This is a genomic window from Azospirillum brasilense (assembly GCF_005222205.1).
In the GTDB taxonomy this organism is placed as follows: Bacteria; Pseudomonadota; Alphaproteobacteria; order Azospirillales; family Azospirillaceae; genus Azospirillum; species Azospirillum brasilense_G.
In genome coordinates this window covers 854066-872821 of record NZ_CP032346.1, presented here as the reverse complement: position 1 = coordinate 872821, position 18756 = coordinate 854066, and the positions used below count along the sequence as shown (strand labels likewise).

Below are 18756 nucleotides of genomic sequence, written 5' to 3'. Positions count from 1 at the left end.
CGAACCGCCGCAGACTCCCGGTTTCCCGAGGGGGTAGGATGGCTGGCCTGCCCGTGCTAAGCAAAGGATGGGCCAGTTGGTTTCGAGATCGAACTTTTCCCGTCCCCCACAATGGGAGTGCGGCGGGAATGCCAGCGTGGAAAGGCCAGCGTGGAGGGGAACGATGGGACTGGTTGATCGGCTGTGGGTCGCCTTCGCGGCCCTGAACGGCGCCGTCGCGGTGGGAGCCGGGGCCTATGCCAGCCACGGGTTGGCCGGCGATCCGCGCGGGCAGGAGCTGTTCCGGCTGGCCGGGCAATACCAGATGTGGCACGCGCTGGCCCTGGTCGCCCTGGTCGCGCTGCTGCGCACCGCCGACGGCCCTGCGCGTCTGGCGCTGCGCCTGTCAGGGTGGCTGTTCGTGGCGGGAATCCTGCTTTTCAGCGGCACGCTCTACGCGACCGCGACCAGCGGCCCGCTGCCCTTCGCCATGACGGCCCCCACGGGCGGCAGCGCCTTCATCCTGGGCTGGCTGGTCCTGGCCCTGGCGGTTCTTCTGTTCGGGCGGCGCTTCTTCGGACGGGCCTGAAACCGGACAGGACCGCGTCAGGCCGGGGCGCTGCTGGTTTCCTCGGCGGAGGTGGGGGACCCCTCGTCCTTCTTGCGGGCGACGGGCGCGCAGAACAGCTCATGGAGAGTCGCCATGATGGTTTGCGCCTCGTGCCCGTTCAGCGAGTAATAAATGTTCTGGGCGGCGCGCCGCGTCCGCACCAGCTTGTCGCGGCGCAGGCGGGCCAGATGCTGGGACAGCGCCGACTGGCTGAGGTCGACCAACTCCTCCAGTTCGCCGACCGATTTCTCGCCCTCGGTCAGGTAGCACAGGATGAGCAGGCGGCGCTCGTTGCTCATGGCCTTGAGCAGCGTGCTGGCCCGCCGTGCGTTGCTCTGCAAATCGGCAATGTTCATGAAACGACCGTTTCTGTCGGCGCCAAGCAACAGCGAACCGTTGCGCCCAATCCCTGCGCCGCAGCACCGCCGTTTATCGTTCGTGTTCAATCATATGGAAGAGTGTACTGCGCTGTCTACCCGTGGATGTCCCGTAGTCGAAAGAATGTTCCCCGTTTCGCGAAAGCACCGTTCAATGGGGCAGCACCGTTCAACGGGTTGATGGCGCGCGGGCCGCCGTTCTAGACTCGCCGCCTCGAATCGTTGCGGCGGTGACCGAAGGAGTTCAAGGAACGATGGCCGACCAGACGCTCGACGCCAAGGGGCTGCAATGCCCGCTGCCGGTGCTGCGCGCGCGCAAGGTGCTGAAGACGGTGCCGCCCGGATCGACGCTGACCGTCGAGGCGACCGACCCCGGCGCGCCCAAGGATTTCGCCGCCTTCTGCGAGGCCACCGGCAACCGGCTGGCCTCCAGCGTCGAGGAGGGCGGCGTCTACCGCTTCGTGATCGAGCGTTGCGCCTGACCGCGCCGAAGGGCGGGATGGCTTGCACGTCCTCCGCGCAAAAGGGGTGCCGGCGGCGGTTGGGGGATGTGACGATAAGCCCCGCAATCATCCTGTACTTTCATTAGCGATCCAGGAAGAATGGACGCAGGGAAATGCCTCGAACACGAACGAAAAAGACAGAAAAGCATGTTCACCACCCTGTTCACCCACGCCGCCTGCCTGGACCACGACACAGGGCTGGGCCATCCGGAGTGCGCCGACCGGCTTCGTGCGGTGCTGGCGTCGCTTGAGACCGAAGAATTCTATATGCTCGAACGGCAGGAGGCGCCGCTCGCCACCCTCGAACAGCTCTCCCGCGCGCACCCGCGGGAGCATGTCGAGCGCATCCTGGCCCTGGTGCCGGAGCAGGAGCACGCGGGCATCGACGCCGACACGGTGATGTCCCCCGGTTCAGGCGAGGCCGCGCTGCGCGCCGCCGGCGCGGTGGTCGCGGCGGTGGACGCGGTGGCGTCGGGCCATTCGCGCAACGCCTTCTGCGCCGTGCGCCCGCCGGGGCACCATGCCGAGCATGACAAGGCCATGGGCTTCTGCCTGTTCAACAACGCCGCGGTCGGCGCCTACCACGCGCGGGCGGCGCATGGGCTGCAGCGGGTTGCCGTGATGGATTTCGACGTGCACCACGGCAACGGAACGCAGGACATCTTCCAGCGCGACCCCGACATGCTCTATTGCTCGACCCACCAGTCGCCGCTCTATCCCGGCACGGGCGACGCGGGTGAGAAGGGCGAGTACGGCAACTGCGTCAACGCGCCGCTCGCCGCCATGTCCGGCTCGCCGGAATTCCGCCACGCGATGACCCACATCATCCTGCCGGCCATCGACCATTTCAAACCGGACCTGCTGATCATCTCCGCCGGGTTCGACGCCCATTCGCGCGACCCGCTGGCCGGGCTTCACCTGACCGACGACGACTTCGCCTGGGCCACCCGCAAGCTGGGCGATCTGGCCCGCACCCATTGCGGCGCCCGCATCGTGTCGGTGCTGGAAGGCGGATACAATCTGCGCGCCCTCGCCTCCGCCACCGCGGCGCATGTGCGCGAATTGATGTACTGCTGAGCTTTCCGAATTCTTCCGGCCGATTCTTCCGGCTAGGCCCGTGGTGGGAGCGTGATACGCCCGCCGCGGGCCTTGCGCATTTGGGGGCTGAGCCATAATTTCGGTTTTCGGTCCCATCGCGGGCACCCCATCGTATGGATCATTGGCCGGATGGATCATGGCTGACCTCGCTAACATTCCCCCCGACATCGCCGCCCTCAGCTTCGAGGACGCGCTGGCCGAGCTTGAGCGCATCGTGCGCCAGCTCGAGGACGGGCGCGGCAAGCTCGACGACGCAATCTCCTCCTACGAGCGCGGCACCGCGCTGAAGCGGCATTGCGAGGCGAAGCTGCGCGAGGCCCAGGCCAAGATCGACCGCATCACCGTTGCCGCCGACGGCACCCTCGGCACCGAACCCGCCCGGATCGACTGACGTGCAGACCGACCTCAAGACAGCCATGGCCGACATGGCCGCCGATGTGGAGCGTGCGATCCTGCACCTCCTGCCGACCACCGATCTCCCCGAATCGCGTGTGCTGGAGGCGATGCGCTACGGCTGCCTGAACGGCGGTAAGCGGCTGCGTCCCTTCCTGGTTTGCCAGTCGGCGGCGCTGTTCGGCGTCAATCCGGACTGCGCGCTGCGGGTGGCCGTGGCGGTGGAGTTCGTCCACAGCTACTCGCTGGTCCACGATGACCTGCCGGCGATGGACGACAGCGACCTGCGCCGCGGCAAGCCGACCGTGCACCACAAGTTCGACGAGGCGACCGCGATCCTGGCCGGCGACGGGCTGCTGACCTACGCCTTCGAGGTGCTGGCCGACCCGGCGACCCACGAGGACCCCAACGTGCGCTGCCAGCTCGTGGCGGCGCTCGCCAAGGCGGCCGGACCGCACGGCATGGTCGGCGGCCAGATGCTCGACCTGATCGCCGAGCATGAGAGCTTCGACCTCGGCACCACGACGCGGCTCCAGCGCATGAAGACCGGCGACATGATCGCCTTCTCCTGCGAGGCCGGCGGCATCCTGGGCAAGGCCCCGCCGCCGCAGCGCCTCGCGCTGCGCGCCTACGCCCACGACCTCGGGCTGGCCTTCCAGATCGTCGACGACCTGCTGGATGTGGAGGGCACGGAGGCGGAGACCGGCAAGTCGGTCGGGCGCGACGCCGAGGCCGGAAAGGCGACCTTCGTGTCCATCCTCGGGCGGGACCGCGCCCGCTCGCAGGCCGCCATGCTGGCCGTCCAGGCCAAGGCGCACCTGGAGATCTTCGACGGGCGCGCCGATATCCTCAAAGCGGTCGCCGACTTCGTCGTCGCGCGGCGGACCTGAACGGAGGACGTTTCCAACGTGACCCCCAACGACAAGACGCCGCTTCTCGACCTCGTCCGCACCCCCGCCGACCTGCGCGCGCTCAAGCCCGAGCAGCTCAGGCAGGTGGCCGACGAGCTGCGGACGGAGACCATCAGCGCGGTGTCGGTGACCGGCGGTCATCTGGGCGCCGGGCTGGGGGTGGTCGAACTGACCGTCGCCCTGCATTACGTGTTCCAGACCCCGGCCGACCGGCTGATCTGGGACGTCGGGCACCAGTGCTACCCGCACAAGATCCTGACCGGGCGCCGCGACCGCATCCGCACGCTGCGCACCGGCGGCGGCCTGTCGGGTTTCACCAACCGGTCGGAGAGCGAATACGACCCGTTCGGCGCCGGTCACAGCTCCACCTCGATCTCCGCCGGGCTGGGCATGGCGGTGGCGCGTGACCAGCTGGGCCGCGACAACCATGTGGTCGCCGTGATCGGCGACGGCGCGATGAGCGCCGGCATGGCCTATGAGGCGATGAACAACGCCGGCTCGGCGAACAGCAAGCTGATCGTCATCCTCAACGACAACGACATGTCCATCGCCCCGCCGGTCGGCGCGATGAGCGCGTACCTGTCGCGGCTGATTTCCTCCAAGCCCTACCTCAGCCTGCGCCATCTGGCCAAGGACATCGCGGAGCAGTTGCCGCGGCCGCTGCGCACGGCGGCGCGGCGGGCGGAGGAGTACGCCCGCGGCATGGTCACCGGCGGCACGCTGTTCGAGGAGATGGGCTTCTACTACATCGGCCCGATCGACGGGCACAATCTGGACCACCTGCTGCCGGTCCTGCAGAACGTCCGCGACGCCGAGGACGACAAGCCCGTCCTGATCCACGTCGTCACCAAGAAGGGCAAGGGCTACGGCCCCGCCGAGGCGTCGGCCGACAAGCTGCACGCGGTCGCCAAGTTCGACGTCGTCACCGGCGCCCAGTCCAAGCCCAAGTCCAACGCCCCGACCTACACCCGCGTCTTCGCCAACGCCCTGATCGCCGAGGCCGAGCGCGACTCCCGCGTTCTCGGCATCACCGCGGCCATGCCCTCGGGCACCGGGCTCGACCTGTTCGGCCAGCGCTTCCCCGACCGCTGCTTCGACGTCGGCATCGCCGAGCAGCACGCCGTGACCTTCGCCGCCGGGTTGGCGACGGAGGGCTTCAAGCCCTTCTGCGCGATCTATTCGACCTTCCTGCAGCGCGCCTATGACCAGGTGGTGCATGACGTGGTGCTGCAGCGCCTGCCGGTGCGTTTCGCGCTCGACCGCGCCGGTCTGGTCGGGGCGGACGGGGCGACCCACGCCGGGGCCTTCGACGTCGCCTATCTCGGCTGTCTGCCCGACATCGTGCTGATGGCGGCGGCGGACGAGCTGGAGCTGATGCACATGGTGGCGACCAGCGCTGCCATCGACGACCGCGCCTCGGCGCTGCGCTACCCGCGCGGCGAGGGGGTGGGGCTGGAGCTGCCGGAGCGCGGCGAGGTGCTGCCCATCGGCAAGGGCCGCATCCTTCAGGAAGGCACCAAGGTGGCGATCCTCAGCTACGGCACGCGTCTGGCCGAGGCGCGCAAGGCGGCGGCGGAGCTGGGCGCGCGCGGGCTGTCGACGACGGTGGCCGACGCGCGCTTCGCCAAGCCTCTGGACGAGGAGCTGGTGCGCCGTCTGGCGCTGGAGCATGAGGTGCTGATCACCATCGAGGAGGGTTCGGTCGGCGGCTTCGGCAGCTTCGTGCTGCAGCATCTGGCGATGGCCGGGCTGTTGGACGGCGGGTTGAAGATCCGTCCGATGGTCCTGCCCGACCGCTTCCTCGACCATGACAGCCCGGCCAAGCAGTATGAGGAGGCCGGTCTCGCCGCCCGCCACATCGTCGCCACCGCCTTGCAGGCGCTGGGGATCGAGGCGGCGGCGGTGCGGGCCTGACGGCGGAAGAAAGCGTCGCCGTCCGGTGTTGTCTCCGGCCCTGGACGAAGGAGCTAATGCCATTAGCCTAAGGTCAGGCAGGGCGCTTTCGCTGGTGCGGCTGGGACTGCTGTCTTACAATTCGCAAACAATAGATAATTAACGTATCCGGCGGGACTGGGTGTTGTCGAACATGCCTCAGGTGTTTGCAGCGGATGCTGGGCGCGCATCCGACGAAAACGGTGCTTCGGCTCAGGACGGTCCGGGGATGTTCCGGTCCATCGTTGAGTCGTCATCGATGCCCACCGCCGTGATCGACGGTGCGTCCTTTCGTTGTCTTTACGCCAACGCCACCATGCGCGCCCTCGGTCTGGAATCGGGGCATTTGCTGGCGGACCGGTTCCCGGAAGCCACCGCCGAGCGCATCGCCGGGGTGCTGGGCAGCGGCGAGGGTGTCCGTCTGCGGATCACCGGGCCGGACGAGGTGTCCTGGAGCCTGGATCTGTCCGCCCTGGACGGCGGGCCGTCGCTGCTGGTCACCCTGCGCCCCGCCGAATCCGAGTCGACCGAGACCGCCCATCACCACGCGCGGGAGGTCAGCCACAGGGTCAAGAACACCCTTCAGCTGGTCTCCAGCCTGCTCACGCTCCAGACCCTGTCGGCCAAGGACCCGGACATGCGCCGCGCCTTCCAGGAGGCGTGCAGCCGCATCGGCACGGTGACCCAGGCCCACCAGCGCGTCCACGCCGCCACCCGCGGCAGCCTTGTCGATTTCGGGGCTTATCTGAGCGACGCCTGCCGGGAGATGGAAAGCCACTTCGCGGTGGGCGGGCCGGAACGGCGCATCGCCGTGACGGTGGAACAGGCGATGCTGCCGGTGGATTCGGTGATTCCTCTGGCCCTCATCGTCAACGAACTGGTCGGCAACGCCACCAGATACGCCTACGTGGCGGGCAGCCCGGGGGACATCGAGGTCAGCCTCCTTCCGCGCGAGGAGGGTGGGCGGCGCCTGACCGTCGCCGATCATGGGCGCGGCCTGCCGCCGGGGTTCGAGGTCGCTCGGGCCGACTCGCTGGGCATGAAGGTGGCGCGGGCCTTCGCCGGTCAATTGAAGGGAAAGCTGCGCGCAGAGGTGAACAGTCCCGGCACGCGCTTCGTTCTCGACCTTCCTTTCTGATGTTCCGTCGCCGGTGACGCGTCATCGCCCCTTGCCGAACGCGGCGTCCTGGGCCATGCATCCACCCTCGTCGATGGGGGAGGTTTGAGATGGCGCGGGTGCGTGCGGATGTGGCGCTGGTGGAGCGCGGGCTGGCCGAAAGCCGGGCCAAGGCGCAGGCGCTGATCCTGGCCGGGCTGGTCTATTCCGACACCAAGCGCATCGACAAGGCCGGCGATGCGATCGCCGAGGACGCTCCCTTGTCGGTGAAGGGGCAGGACCATCCCTGGGTGTCGCGCGGCGGGCTGAAGCTGGTGAAGGGGCTCGACGTCTTCGGCGTCGATCCCACCGGCCTGACCGCCGTCGATGTCGGCGCTTCGACCGGCGGATTCACCGACGTGCTGCTGACCCGCGGCGCCGCCAAGGTCTACGCGGTGGACGTCGGACACGGCCAACTGGCTTGGAAGCTGCGCAACGACCCGCGCGTCGTGGTTCTGGAAAAAACCAACGCCCGTCATCTGACCAGCGCCGAGATTGCCGATCCCGTGGACCTCGTGGTGTGCGACGCCAGCTTCATCGGGCTGGAGGTCGTGCTTCCCGCCGCCCTCGCCCTGACCGTGCCGGGCGGGCGGCTCGTCGCCCTCATCAAGCCGCAGTTCGAGGTTGGCAAGGGCCGCGTCGGCAAGGGCGGGGTGGTGCGTGAGCCGGAGCTGCACCAAGAGGTTTGCGACCGCATCCGCGGGTGGCTCGATGCCCTGCCGGGATGGCGTGTGCTGGACATCACCGAAAGCCCGATCACCGGCCCCGAAGGGAACAAGGAGTTTCTGATCGGCGCGGTAAAGGACCTTTCGATGGAACCATAATCCGTTACGAGAGCACGCATAAGCAGCCTTCCGCGGAACCATGAAATGGTCCGCTGCAACCGCGCGCTAAGATCGGCGGTCAAGATGCCGGGCGGCTGTAAAACAGCATCCGATGGACAATTTCCCTTGTGAAACATGATGCGCTTTCTGCGTGTTGTGGCCGCTTGGCCAACGCTCGCTTTTGGATGGCTTTCATGGTTAGGAAGGGTAGGTTTCGCGATGTTTGAGAAATAATATCTATTCCTCCGATCTATAAGTAAAAAAAGGCATCGGGGCGAATATGAATTGGATCAATGTCTTCTGATGAACCCAATGGAGAGCCAAAGTAGTCAGTATTGAATGGGTTGAAATTCGATATATCAGTGAATTTTTTATATATTTCATTTATGAGTACCCGATTTTAGGGAGATGGAATTTGACTATCCTGCTGGGGAACGCTCATCGCAGGAGATTCTCCATGCTGCACGGCGTCACATTGCGCGTCTCGGGGGCCCGAGCTTGCTTTTCTCGCGCGGAGTTCAAAACCGAACGCGTTTCCTACGATGTCATTACTCCGTCCGCCGCTCGCGGCATCTTCGACAGCGTGTATTGGCGCCCCGGGCTGCGCTGGATCATCGACCGCATCCATGTCCTCAAGCCAATCCGCTTCCAGTCGCTGAGCCGCAACGAGATCGGTGACCGCATCCCGGTTGCCTCGGTGCGCCATGCCATGCGGAACGGTGCCTTTCAGGCCCTGCCGCGAATCGCCGCCGACAACCGGCAACGACGCGCCGCCACCATCCTGGTCGAGGTCGCTGGTCGAGGTCGATTATCTCATCACCGCCCGCCTCACCCTCACCGATGACGCCCCGGCTGGGGACCGGCTGGACATCCCCCTTGGTATCTTCACCCGCCGCCCCCGGCGCGGCCAATGGCCCGCGGCAAACGCCCAGGTCGGTACTCCGTCGATATGGATAAGGTCAAAGCAGCATTAAAGCGGATTTCGGCTCAGTTTAGATTCGGGTAGCCGCATAGCTTGAACCACGCTTTGGCGTCGGTGGCGGTGATTGCATTGAGGGCTGGGCCGAGTTCCTCGTTGAGGGCCTCGACGGTGCGGGCTTCCTTGGCGCGCAGGATTCCTTTGAGCTTGGCCCAGCCGGGCTCGATGGGCGAGAGGTCGGGCGAGTAGCGCGGGAGGAAGCGGACACGGATCCCTGCGGTCTCAAAGGCGGCGAGGATATCGGCCCGCTTGTGAGCGGAAAGGTTGTCCATCACGACCACGGCGCCGGGTTTGTCGCGCCGGAGCACGGGCAAGAGCACCTGCTCGACAAAGGCGAGAAACACGGCCGAGGAGGTAGACGCCTCGATGCTCATGGCGGCCAGCATGCCTTCGGCGCTCAACGCCCCGAGCACCGTGACGCGGTGCCACGACCCACAGGGCACGGACCCGAGCGCCCGCTGGCCGCGCGGCGCCCGGGCCTGGGTGGGCGTCATCTGGGTGTTGATGCCGGTTTCATCGAGGAAAACCAAACGCGCCGGTTCGTGGACCACCGCATCGTCCCGGTAGGCCGCGCGTTCCGCGGCGATATCCATGCGCTCTTGCTCGCTGGCCCTCAGCGTCTTTTTTTGCGCGCCAACCCCAGCCGCTTCAAGGTGCGGCACACCACCGCCGGGCTCAGCGCGATGCCGGTGCGTGCGGCCAACCGGTCGCGGTACTGTGCCAGTGTCGCGTCATTATCCTCCCGCACCAAGGCCCGCAGCACGCTCACGCCCTCCGCGTCCAGTTTGGCTGGTACGCCGCCGGCATGGGGCTTGGCGACCCGCCGCCCCTCAAGGCGCGCGGCCCGCACCCAGTTGTACGCGCAGGCTCGGCTGATCTGGAAGCGCCGCGCCAGCAACTCGGGGCCGCCCTCGTGGCGCTCATAAGCCAGCAGAACCCGTTCGCGCAGATCGGCGGAATATGGCTGGCCCATGGCGCGCGGTCCTTCAGCGGTGTCTTCCTCCAACCGCTCAGGCCAGCCAAAATTCCGTCTATACTCAGCGACAATCCGCTTTAAAGCTGACGGAGGCTGGCCTATCGCCAACCAAGGCTGCCAAGCAACCAAGGTTGGGGCGGTCTCCCGTTTATTGCGAAATGAATTCTGTGAGCATTCGCAGGCCGCCGCATTCCACCTGACCAGCATCAGGCTTGGTCGCCATTCATCTCTGCCCTCTCATCCTGATGAGCTCGGCCTCAAGCTGATCTCTGTTCGGCTCGGTAATCGGCCCACCGCGGCACCCGATGCCTTGGAACGGATGTCCTTCACGGAAACCCGTTGCAAACGTAATAGAACGTCGTTGCAAAAATTCAGATTGCTGATGATTCGGCTTGATGCGTCGCCTGATCGCTGATAATAGAACGGCGTTGCGAAATTAGAAGCCAAGAGGCGCTCGCGTGCCGAGCCGCATCGGCCCGCACCGTGCCCGGCCCGGCTCAGGGGAGAAAACACAATGCCGTCAGGATTCCGTGTTCTGTCGCGTCAGCGCGCCGTCAGCCGCGAAGTGGTGGAGCGGTTCGCCCAACTGCCGGTCGCCAACGTCAGTGACAGCATGGCACGCATGGTGGCCGGCGGAGCGCGCTTGCGCCCCATGCACGCTGGCGGTGGCTTGGCCGGCCCGGCGCTGACCGTGAAGACCCCCCGGGCGACAATCTGATGATGCACAAGGCCATTGCCATGGCCCAGCCGGGCGACGTCATCGTCGTGGACGCGGGGGGCGAGCTGACCAACGCGCTTATGGGAGAGATGATGCTGATGCAGATGGTCAGGCGCGGCGTGGCCGGCGTGATCATCAACGGCGCCATCCGCGACGCCGCCTACATCCGGAGCCAGGGGGTTCCGGTCTTCGCAGCCGGCGTCACCCATCGCGGCCCCTACAAGAACGGCCCGGGAGAGGTCAATGTGCCGGTTGCCATCGATGGCATGGTCATCGCGCCGGGCGATTTGATTCTTGGCGACGACGACGGCGTGCTCTGCGTGCCGTACGACGACGTTGACCCCGTCTTCGCGGCGGCGACGGCGAAGTATGAGGCGGAGCAGCGTCAGATCGCGAACATCCAGGCGGGCACGCACAGCGCGGCGTGGGTGGATGAGACCCTGCGCAGGCTGAATTGCGAAGGGGTGGAATAGGCTCCCATCCGGCTCATCCCTTGCTTGAAAGGACATCCGCTATGAACGCTTCCCCGACTGGCCGCGAAGGCCGGCCCGCCGTTCTGGTCAGCGCCGCAGCGCTCGCGCCCGAAGCCGTCGCCCTGCTGCAGCAGGCCGGTTACGCCGTGATCACCACCTCCGCCTATCCGTCCGAGAGCGAGCTTCTTGACGCGGTGCGGGAGCACCGTCCGGTCGCGCTGCTGCATCGCCAGGGCCACATCAACGGTGCCGTCCTCGACGCCGCGGGGCCGGGTCTGCGGGTCGTCGCCCGTCATGGCGCCGGCATCGACGGAATCGACGTCGCGGCCGCCAAGGCGCGCGGTGTGACCGTCACCCGGGCGGCCGGCGCCAACTCCCGCGCGGTCGCGGAGCACAGCTGGGCGCTGCTGCTGGCCGTTTTGAAGGATTTGCCATCGATCGGCGCCGGCATGGCGGGCGGTCTTTGGGAGAAGACCTCGCGTCACACGCGCGACGCCGAGGGGCGGACCATCGGCATCGTCGGCTACGGCGCGATCGGCTCCAAGGTTGCCCGCTACGCCGAGGCCTTCGGCATGCCGGTCCTGGCCTATGACCCCTATCTGCCGGGCGATGGCCTGCCGGGGCCCGGCGAGCGCGTCGGATCGCTCACGGATCTCTTGGCCCGCTCCGACGTCCTGTCGCTGCACTGCCCGCTGAGCGCGGAGACCCGTGGCATGATCGGCGCGGCAGAACTCGCCCGGCTGCCGAAAGGCGCGCTGCTGGTCAACGCCGCCCGTGGCGGCATCGTGAACGAGGCGGCGTTGCTGGAGGCCTTGGACTCGGGTCACATCGCCGGCGCCGGCATCGACGTGTTCGAGACGGAACCGTTGCCGCAAGAGAGTGCGCTGCGGCGGCACCCCAAGGTCGTCGCGACGCCGCACATCGCGGCCAACACCCCGCGCGGGGCCGTGGGCATGGCCGCCGGCGCCGCCGATTGCATCATCCAGGTGCTGGCCGGCCGCGAACCCGCGTTGAAGGGCGCGATCGTCACCCTGGGCGAGAAGACTCCGCTCGCCATCGGCCACGCCGCTTAGCCCAGGCGAGAACCGTCCAATGCTGCCCCGCCTGTCGCACACCCCCGACCCCGCGCCGCTGTATCTGGAGTTCATGACCGAACTCCGGGTGCGCGGCTTCGAGGGCGATCTGTCGCCGGACTATGCCGCGCGCACCGTGCTGGCGACCGACAACTCCATCTATCAGGTTGCGCCACAGGTGGCCGCCTTTCCACGGAGCACGGAGGATCTGGTCCGCATCGCCCGCGTTGCAGCGGAGCCGCGCTTCGCGGACGTGCGGATCGCGCCGAGGGGTGGCGGTACGGGGACGAACGGCCAATCGCTCACGGATGGGCTGGTCGTGGACGTCTCGCGGCACATGAATGCGGTTCTGGAAATCAACGTCGCCGAACGCTGGGTCCGCGTGCAGGCGGGCGTGGTCAAGGACCAGCTGAACGCCGCCCTGGAACCGCACGGCCTGTTTTTCGCGCCCGAGCTGTCCACGTCGAACCGGGCGACCATCGGCGGGATGGTCAGCACCGACGCTTGCGGCCAGGGCTCGTGCCTCTACGGCAAGACCCGCGACCATGTGCTGGAGCTGACGACCGTGCTCCTCGACGGCACGGTCTGGACCTCGCGCGCCCTGGAGCCCGCGGACCTGGCTCTGGTCCAGCGCCGCCCGGACCGCGTCGGCGCGGTGCATCGGGCGGTGGATGCCATCCAGCGCGAGCGGGCCGACCTCATCGCGCGGCATTTCCCGCCGCTCAACCGATGCCTGACCGGTTACGACCTGGCGCACATCCGGGACGAGCGCGGGCGCTTCCACCTGAACTCGGTGCTGTGCGGCTCCGAAGGCACGCTCGCTCTCCTCGCCGAAGCCAAGCTGAATGTGTTGCCGATCCCGCGCCACACCGCCCTTGTCAACCTGCGCTACGGCAGCTTCGACGCGGCGCTGCGGGACGCGCAGACGCTGATCGGCTTCAAGCCGGCGTCGATCGAGACGGTGGACTCCAAGGTCCTCGGGCTCGCCCAGGACGACATCATTTGGGACAGTGTGCGGGCCTTCTTTCCCGATGACGACGGGCAGAGGGCCAGTGGCGTGAACCTGATCGAGTTCGTGGGCGACACCGCGGACGAGGTCGAGGCCGCGCTGGAGCGCATGATCACCGCGTTGGCGGATGATGGCCAGTCCGGGGGCCAGTCCGGGGGCCGCGCCTCGGACCGACGCGGCTTTACGGTTGCCCGGGGCGAGCGGGACGTGACCGCGATCTGGGCGATGCGCAAGAAGGCGGTCGGGCTGCTTGGCAACATGCGGGGCGACAAGCGGCCGGTCCCCTTCGTGGAGGACACGGCCGTGCCGCCGGAGAGTCTGGCCGACTACATCGCGGAGTTCCGCGCCGCTCTCGACGCGCGCCATCTGGACTACGGCATGTTTGGTCACGTCGATGCCGGCGTCCTGCACGTCCGGCCCGCCATCGATTTGAAGGACCCGGAGCAGCAAGCCCTGATCCGCGAAGTGACCGAGGACGTCGTCCGCCTCACGCGCAAGTACAACGGCCTGCTCTGGGGCGAGCACGGCAAGGGCGTGCGCTCGGAGTTCTCGCCGCGCTTCTTCGGCCCGCTCTACCCCGCGCTGCAGGAGATCAAGGCCGCGTTCGATCCGCGCAACCAGCTCAATCCGGGCAAGATCGCCACTCCCGGGTCGGGCGAGTTGCTGACCATCGACGGTGTGCCCTTGCGCGGCGCCCATGACCGCGAAATTCCGCCCGACGTGCGCGCCGCGTACGACGAGTCCATGCATTGCAACGGAAACGGGGCCTGCTTCAACTGGGACCCGGATGACGCGATGTGCCCGTCTTACAAGGCGACGCGCGACCGCCGGCATTCACCGAAGGGCCGCGCCTCGCTGATGCGGGAATGGCTCCGGCAGTTGGCGGTCCTCGGTGTCGATCCGGCGGCGGAAGCGCGCCGGCTGCGTCGGGAGTCACCCTGGCGGTCGTTTCCCGAACGGCTGCGCAACACTCTGGCGCGCCGCCGCGGCGCACCGGACTTCTCCCACGCGGTCAAGGACGCCATGGATGGCTGTCTCGCCTGCAAGTCCTGCGTCGGCCAATGCCCGATCAAGGTGGACATCCCGACCACCCGCGCCAAGTTCCTTGAGCTCTACCACAGCCGCTATCTGCGCCCTTTGCGGGACCATGTCGTCGGCTCGATCGAGCATCTGACACCGCTGCTGATGCGGATGCCGCGCCTTTACAACGCCGTGGTAGGCAGCGCCATGGGGCGGGGCGGGCTGCGGGCGATCGGGCTCGCGGCGACGCCGACGCTGTCCGGGCTGGACCTGCGGCGCGAGTTGGCGTCCCGTGGCGTGCGGGTGGCGACGCCGGCCGCCCTGCGGGCCCTCGACGAGCCGGAGCGGGCGCGCAGCGTGGTTGTCGTGCAGGATGCCTTCACCAGCGCTTACGAGACCCGCCTCGTCCTCGACCTGCTCGACCTCGTTGCCGCGCTCGGCTTCCGCCCGTGGCTGGCGCCCTTCCGCCCGAACGGCAAGCCGCTGCATGTCCATGGCTTCCTCGGCCGGTTCGAGCGCGTTGCCCGCGCCAACGCGGCCATGCTGCGGACCTTGTCCGGCACGGGGGCAACCTTGGTCGGCCTCGATCCCTCGATGACGCTGACTTACCGCGCGGAATACGCGGGTGTCCTGAACCCGAGCGAGCGGCCCAGCGTGCTCCTCGTCCAGGAATGGCTTGCCCGAAATCTTGATGCTCTTCCGCGGGTGGCCGAGCGCATCGAATACCAGCTTCTTCCGCACTGCACGGAGCGTACGACGGCGGCCGCCAGTTTGCCGGCGTGGAAGGCGGCGTTCGCGCAGTGCGGCCTCGATCTGCGGATCCTGCCGTCTGGGTGCTGCGGCATGGCCGGCACCTATGGACACGAGGCGGAGCACCGCTCGACCTCCGAACGGATCTACGACCAGAGCTGGGCGAGGCACGTCGCCGACGCCGGCCCGACCGGACGGTTGCTGGCGACCGGCTATTCCTGCCGCTCTCAGGCGATGCTGATCAGTGGGGTTCGGCTGCCGCACCCCGTGCAGGCTCTGCTGCGTCACCTCGGTTCACGACGCTGAGCAGGTCTTGCCAGGGTCCAGCTCATCAGAGTTTCGCAGCGCTATTTTATTTTGCTGACAACGCCGCCTCCGCCTGCACATCCAAATGGGCGAGCTTCTGGGTGCCGGACGGCGAAGCATACCGAAAACAGCCATGGAGGAACGCACAATGCAAGGCAACCATGTCGGGCAAGACGGTCTGGAACGGGCAACGATGCGGAAGGTGATTTTTCGCCTCGTGCCGTTCCTGATGCTCTGCTATTTCTTCAATCTGCTCGATCGCTCGAACATTGGCGTGGCTTCGCTGCAGATGCGTCCGCAACTTGGCCTTTCCGCGTTCGCGTACGGCCTCGGTGGCAGCCTGTTCTTCATCGGCTACTTCCTGTTCGAGGTGCCCAGCAACCTGATGCTGCAGCGGTACGGCGCCCGGCGCTGGATTGCGCGCATCATGATCTCCTGGGGCGCCATGTGCGTCCTGATGGCCCTGACGCAAGGACCTCTCTCCTTCTACGTGCTGCGATTCCTTTTGGGCGTCGCCGAGGCGGGCTTCTACCCCGGCATCATCCTGTTCGCGACCTATTGGTTCCCAGCCCGCTACCGCGCACGGATTGTCGCCGCCTTCTCGATGTCCATCCCGCTCGCCAGCTTCATCGGTTCGCCGGTCTCGGCGGGCCTGTTGCAGGCGGACGGAGTGTTGGGGCTGCACGGCTGGCAATGGGTGTTCGTCGCGGAAGGCATTCCGACGGTGCTGCTCGGCATCACCTGCCTGTTCGTCCTCAAGGATCGGCCCCAGGATGCGCACTGGCTGTCGGCCGAGCAGCAAGGCTGGCTGACCCGGACGCTGGACGCGGAGAAGGCAACCAAGCACGCCGTCGGTCACCTCTCGCTTGCCCAGCTTGCCCGCAACCCCTACGTCTGGGGCCTGGCCCTTGCCTGCTCCGCCAGCTCGGCGGCGAGCTCCAGCCTGTCGGTCTGGCAGCCCCAGCTCATCAAGAGCTTCGGCCTGACCAACTTCCAGACCGGGCTGGTCAACTCGATCCCCTACGGCATCGCCGCGGCGCTCATGATGTTCTGGGGCATGCACTCCGACCGCACGGGGGAACGGCGGTGGCACACGGCATTGCCTCTGATGGTCATTTCCGCCGGGGTGATCGGTGTGTTCTTCGCACGCGATTCGCTGGCGCTGACGGTGGTGTTGCTGAGCTGCGTGCTGGCGAGCTACTCCTCCTTCAAGGGGCCGTTCTGGGCGTTCACCTCGACCACGCTGTCGCCCACGACGGCCGCCGCCGGCATCGCGGGCATCAACGCGGTGTCCAACCTCGTCGGCGGCGGGATGGTGTCTCTGGTGGGGGCGATCCAGGATGCGACCGGCAGCTTTGGCGCGGCCCTGCTGCCCATCGCAGTCCTGGCGATGACCGGCGCCCTGATCGTGCTGGTGATGGGCGTTCGGAAGACGCGTGCCGTCGGCGAGACCCCCGCAGCGGCTGAATAGCCGTCCAGGCGTCGCGCTGGACCACAATGGCGCGCAGCACGCGCGCCAAGGGAGCGAGACCAAGGGCGTCAACGACCTCGTGTTTGCGCCGTCGGGCAACCTCCATTTCACAGGCCAGGGCCAGACCGGAATGCACGATCCGACGGGTCGGGTCTGGCGCCTGACACCGGACGGCAGGCTGACTTGCCTCGTCAACACGGTTCCAAGCCCAAATGGAATCGTTGTGGACCCAGAGGAGGCATTCCTCCTCGTTGCCGTCACGCGGTCCAACCAGATCTGGCGGGTGCCGTTGCCTGCCAGCGGGCTGGTCACCAAGCTCGGTGTATTCGCTTATCCGCATGGTGGTCCCGGAGGCCCGGGCGGGCTCGCGCTTGATGCGGGAGGCAACCTGCTCATCTGCCATACCGGATTCGGTTCGGTGTGGCGGCTTTCGCCGGTGGCGGAGCCATTGGACCGCATTGTGTCCTGTGCCGGTGTCGGCACCACCACCCTCGCCGTCGGCGGTCCGGACCGGCGCAGCCTGTTCATCACGGCGAGTAGGACGGGCACACCGCTGCGCGCGGAACTGGATGTGTCAGGGCTCCCCATGTTCTCGCACGCCTCATAGGAGGAGGCGCTTCGCACGATTTGGAGCATTACGAACTGGAGGCTCCGTCACAAATCCTTGCGACGTTTCGGCCCAAGAGGTTTTCGACGAAGCGTAAATTTCTTGGTCGGGGGGGCGATCGGCGTCCCTCCGCACGCCAGGGTCAGCGTGGCGGCTTCATCGAGCAGCCTGCCTCGGATCTGCTGGGCGCGCTCCGCTGTCAATCGGCTCACCGGCCCCGACACAATGAGCGCGCCCATGAGCGCTTGGCCGACACCGAACACGGGGGTCGCAAGCGAGGCGGCGTGGGGGTCAGTGGCGCCCGAGGTGAACAACGGCAGCTTTGCATCGACATCCGTTCCCGTCGGACCGTTGGCGAACAACTGCAAAACCTGGGCAGAGGCCGAGCGGTCCATTGGCCGCGTGTCGCCGGGTTGCACGTGCAGGCGGATGCGGTTCGAACTCTCCACTCGGAACAGGCAAAGCCGTTCCTCCCCATGATGCACGTAAAAAGCCGCGGTCTCGCCCGTCTCGGAGGCGAGACGCTCCAGTGTGGGCATGACGTGGTCTGCAAGGTTGAAGGCCTGTTGGTAAGCTGTGCCGAGCCTCAGCGTCTCTGCATCCAATCGGTAGCTGCCGTCCGGGAGGCGTGCGATCAAGCGATAGCGTTGCAAAGAGACCGCCAACCGCATGATCGTACTCTTGACCAGACCGGTGCGTTCGGCCAGCTCGGCCAGGGTTAAAGCGCCGTCGCCGCGCCGAAACGCTGTCAGAACAGCGAGCGCTCGCTCCACCGCGGAAACACCAGCCACGGATTCCGGTTCTGTGTCCTTCGTCTTCGCCATCTGCCAGCCCTCAACGTGAGCATTCAATGCCTGAAGATGGATAGGTATGCAACGCCATTTCACTTTGAGCCAGCGGACGATGGTGACGGTGTCGGTGGGGTCCGAGTGGTCCGATTGCAGATCCGGTTTTTCCATAAATCCAATCGGCGACAGGTTTGTGGGGCAACTTGGCCCACTCTGGTACTGTCGCGAAAGGGCGGAATGTTGACCAGGGAAAGCCGTCCACCGGGCAGCAGATCACCGGAGCGACGATCCTGTGGACTCCTCAGTCGGGAGGGCTGGAATGCAACTGGACGATCCCTTCAATCTCCAACGGTTCGTGACCGCACAGGAGCCGGTGTTCGCGACGGTGCTCGACGAACTGCGGGACGGGCGCAAGCGGAGCCATTGGATGTGGTTCATTTTTCCGCAACTGCGCGGCCTCGGCCGCTCGACAACCGCTGAGTTCTACGGCATCGCTTCCCTCGACGAGGCGCACGCCTATCTGGAGCATCCGACGCTCGGCCCACGATTGAAAGCCGCGACGCGGGCCGTTCTGGCGATCCGGGGGCGATCGCTCCATGAGATCTTCGGCTCCCCGGACGACTTGAAGTTCCACTCCTGCATGACCCTGTTCGCCTTGGCTGCGAAGGAGTCCGTTCCCCTTTACCAAGAGGCGCTTGCGCTCTGCTTTGATGGCCGAATGGACAAGGCGACGCTGACTGCATTGGAACACCTCGATTAGACCGCCCCTGAGCGCGGGTTGATGCCGATGAGGGGCCACGCGG

At 66.8% G+C, this 18756-nt stretch carries 18 protein-coding genes and 2 pseudogenes; 16 read left to right on the top strand and 4 right to left on the bottom strand.

The window, feature by feature from the left end:
- Positions 1 to 163 precede the first annotated feature (163 nt).
- A complete protein-coding gene (locus tag D3869_RS18050; RefSeq protein WP_137141288.1) occupies positions 164 to 568 on the top strand; it encodes a DUF423 domain-containing protein in 405 nt (134 codons plus the stop codon).
- 17 nt (positions 569 to 585) lie between these two features.
- Here D3869_RS18050 and D3869_RS18045 read toward each other — a convergent pair whose 3' ends face one another.
- Positions 586 to 945: an ArsR/SmtB family transcription factor gene (locus D3869_RS18045; RefSeq protein ID WP_137141287.1), complete on the bottom strand. Its 360-nt coding sequence runs from the start codon at positions 943 to 945 to the stop codon at positions 586 to 588.
- Between the two features lie 275 nt (positions 946 to 1220).
- Between D3869_RS18045 and D3869_RS18035 the strand changes: the two genes are divergently transcribed.
- The 8 genes from D3869_RS18035 to cas5c all read left to right on the top strand — a co-directional run bounded on the left by D3869_RS18035 (position 1221) and on the right by cas5c (position 8627).
- Positions 1221 to 1448: a sulfurtransferase TusA family protein gene (locus D3869_RS18035; protein ID WP_137141285.1), complete on the top strand. Its 228-nt coding sequence runs from the start codon at positions 1221 to 1223 to the stop codon at positions 1446 to 1448.
- 168 nt (positions 1449 to 1616) lie between these two features.
- A complete protein-coding gene (locus tag D3869_RS18030; RefSeq protein WP_137116180.1) occupies positions 1617 to 2546 on the top strand; it encodes a histone deacetylase family protein in 930 nt (309 codons plus the stop codon).
- A gap of 157 nt (positions 2547 to 2703) precedes the next feature.
- Positions 2704 to 2958, top strand: a complete 255-nt coding sequence (locus D3869_RS18025) for an exodeoxyribonuclease VII small subunit (RefSeq protein WP_035676881.1) — start codon at positions 2704 to 2706, stop codon at positions 2956 to 2958.
- A 25-nt stretch (positions 2959 to 2983) separates the two neighbouring features.
- Positions 2984 to 3850 (top strand): polyprenyl synthetase family protein, encoded by an 867-nt coding sequence (locus D3869_RS18020; RefSeq protein ID WP_137141998.1) that lies wholly within the window; start codon positions 2984 to 2986, stop codon positions 3848 to 3850.
- Positions 3851 to 3868: 18 nt separating this feature from the next.
- On the top strand, positions 3869 to 5785 hold the full coding sequence (gene dxs, locus D3869_RS18015; RefSeq protein WP_137141284.1) for a 1-deoxy-D-xylulose-5-phosphate synthase: 1917 nt from the start codon (positions 3869 to 3871) through the stop codon (positions 5783 to 5785).
- 277 nt (positions 5786 to 6062) lie between these two features.
- Positions 6063 to 6941 (top strand): sensor histidine kinase, encoded by an 879-nt coding sequence (locus tag D3869_RS18010; RefSeq protein ID WP_247895917.1) that lies wholly within the window; start codon positions 6063 to 6065, stop codon positions 6939 to 6941.
- Between the two features lie 89 nt (positions 6942 to 7030).
- On the top strand, positions 7031 to 7783 hold the full coding sequence (locus tag D3869_RS18005; protein ID WP_137141282.1) for a TlyA family RNA methyltransferase: 753 nt from the start codon (positions 7031 to 7033) through the stop codon (positions 7781 to 7783).
- Between the two features lie 457 nt (positions 7784 to 8240).
- Positions 8241 to 8627: a type I-C CRISPR-associated protein Cas5c gene (cas5c, locus tag D3869_RS18000; protein ID WP_137141281.1), complete on the top strand. Its 387-nt coding sequence runs from the start codon at positions 8241 to 8243 to the stop codon at positions 8625 to 8627.
- A gap of 143 nt (positions 8628 to 8770) precedes the next feature.
- Here cas5c and D3869_RS17995 read toward each other — a convergent pair whose 3' ends face one another.
- Together D3869_RS17995 and D3869_RS17990 are read right to left on the bottom strand one after the other, a co-directional pair.
- Positions 8771 to 9355: an IS630 family transposase gene (locus tag D3869_RS17995; protein WP_247895652.1), complete on the bottom strand. Its 585-nt coding sequence runs from the start codon at positions 9353 to 9355 to the stop codon at positions 8771 to 8773.
- Positions 9356 to 9375: 20 nt separating this feature from the next.
- Positions 9376 to 9735 carry an IS630 transposase-related protein gene (locus tag D3869_RS17990; protein WP_137140950.1) on the bottom strand — a complete coding sequence of 120 codons (360 nt, stop codon included), beginning with the start codon at positions 9733 to 9735 and terminating at the stop codon, positions 9376 to 9378.
- On the opposite strand from D3869_RS17990, the gene D3869_RS17985 reads away from it, so the two are divergent.
- The 6 genes and pseudogenes from D3869_RS17985 to D3869_RS17960 form a co-directional block, all read left to right on the top strand.
- A complete protein-coding gene (locus tag D3869_RS17985; RefSeq protein WP_137141280.1) occupies positions 9734 to 10153 on the top strand; it encodes a hypothetical protein in 420 nt (139 codons plus the stop codon). The genes D3869_RS17990 and D3869_RS17985 overlap by 2 nt on opposite strands.
- 99 nt (positions 10154 to 10252) lie before the next feature.
- A pseudogene (locus D3869_RS17980) lies at positions 10253 to 10929 on the top strand (RraA family protein).
- 41 nt (positions 10930 to 10970) lie between these two features.
- Positions 10971 to 12002, top strand: coding sequence for an NAD(P)-dependent oxidoreductase (locus D3869_RS17975; RefSeq protein ID WP_137141279.1), 1032 nt, complete (start codon positions 10971 to 10973; stop codon positions 12000 to 12002).
- 19 nt (positions 12003 to 12021) lie between these two features.
- Positions 12022 to 15087, top strand: a complete 3066-nt coding sequence (gene ydiJ / locus D3869_RS17970) for a D-2-hydroxyglutarate dehydrogenase YdiJ (protein ID WP_137141278.1) — start codon at positions 12022 to 12024, stop codon at positions 15085 to 15087.
- A gap of 85 nt (positions 15088 to 15172) precedes the next feature.
- Complete coding sequence (locus D3869_RS17965; RefSeq protein ID WP_349017888.1) at positions 15173 to 16558, top strand: MFS transporter; 1386 nt, start codon at positions 15173 to 15175, stop codon at positions 16556 to 16558.
- 49 nt (positions 16559 to 16607) lie between these two features.
- A pseudogene (locus D3869_RS17960) lies at positions 16608 to 17165 on the top strand (SMP-30/gluconolactonase/LRE family protein); the annotation flags it as partial.
- A 47-nt stretch (positions 17166 to 17212) separates the two neighbouring features.
- Here D3869_RS17960 and D3869_RS17955 read toward each other — a convergent pair.
- On the bottom strand, positions 17213 to 17989 hold the full coding sequence (locus D3869_RS17955; RefSeq protein ID WP_137141996.1) for an IclR family transcriptional regulator: 777 nt from the start codon (positions 17987 to 17989) through the stop codon (positions 17213 to 17215).
- Positions 17990 to 18272: 283 nt separating this feature from the next.
- Between D3869_RS17955 and D3869_RS17950 the strand changes: the two genes are divergently transcribed.
- Positions 18273 to 18713: a DUF1810 domain-containing protein gene (locus tag D3869_RS17950; protein ID WP_137141277.1), complete on the top strand. Its 441-nt coding sequence runs from the start codon at positions 18273 to 18275 to the stop codon at positions 18711 to 18713.
- Positions 18714 to 18756 lie beyond the last annotated feature (43 nt).

Bases quoted from the DNA above. Each gene is read 5' to 3' on its own strand.
- D3869_RS17995 (WP_247895652.1), bottom strand. From the start codon at position 9,355: ATGGATATCGCCGCGGAACGCGCGGCCTACCGGGACGATGCGGTGGTC.
- D3869_RS17975 (WP_137141279.1), top strand. From the start codon at position 10,971: ATGAACGCTTCCCCGACTGGCCGCGAAGGCCGGCCCGCCGTTCTGGTC.
- cas5c (WP_137141281.1), top strand. From the start codon at position 8,241: ATGCTGCACGGCGTCACATTGCGCGTCTCGGGGGCCCGAGCTTGCTTT.
- D3869_RS17955 (WP_137141996.1), bottom strand. From the start codon at position 17,989: ATGGCGAAGACGAAGGACACAGAACCGGAATCCGTGGCTGGTGTTTCC.
- D3869_RS18025 (WP_035676881.1), top strand. From the start codon at position 2,704: ATGGCTGACCTCGCTAACATTCCCCCCGACATCGCCGCCCTCAGCTTC.
- D3869_RS17990 (WP_137140950.1), bottom strand. From the start codon at position 9,735: ATGGGCCAGCCATATTCCGCCGATCTGCGCGAACGGGTTCTGCTGGCT.
- D3869_RS18020 (WP_137141998.1), top strand. From the start codon at position 2,984: ATGGCCGACATGGCCGCCGATGTGGAGCGTGCGATCCTGCACCTCCTG.
- D3869_RS17950 (WP_137141277.1), top strand. From the start codon at position 18,273: ATGCAACTGGACGATCCCTTCAATCTCCAACGGTTCGTGACCGCACAG.
- D3869_RS17965 (WP_349017888.1), top strand. From the start codon at position 15,173: ATGGGCGAGCTTCTGGGTGCCGGACGGCGAAGCATACCGAAAACAGCC.
- D3869_RS18030 (WP_137116180.1), top strand. From the start codon at position 1,617: ATGTTCACCACCCTGTTCACCCACGCCGCCTGCCTGGACCACGACACA.
- D3869_RS18005 (WP_137141282.1), top strand. From the start codon at position 7,031: ATGGCGCGGGTGCGTGCGGATGTGGCGCTGGTGGAGCGCGGGCTGGCC.
- D3869_RS18035 (WP_137141285.1), top strand. From the start codon at position 1,221: ATGGCCGACCAGACGCTCGACGCCAAGGGGCTGCAATGCCCGCTGCCG.
- D3869_RS18045 (WP_137141287.1), bottom strand. From the start codon at position 945: ATGAACATTGCCGATTTGCAGAGCAACGCACGGCGGGCCAGCACGCTG.
- ydiJ (WP_137141278.1), top strand. From the start codon at position 12,022: ATGCTGCCCCGCCTGTCGCACACCCCCGACCCCGCGCCGCTGTATCTG.
- D3869_RS18010 (WP_247895917.1), top strand. From the start codon at position 6,063: ATGCCCACCGCCGTGATCGACGGTGCGTCCTTTCGTTGTCTTTACGCC.
- D3869_RS18050 (WP_137141288.1), top strand. From the start codon at position 164: ATGGGACTGGTTGATCGGCTGTGGGTCGCCTTCGCGGCCCTGAACGGC.
- D3869_RS17985 (WP_137141280.1), top strand. From the start codon at position 9,734: ATGGCGCGCGGTCCTTCAGCGGTGTCTTCCTCCAACCGCTCAGGCCAG.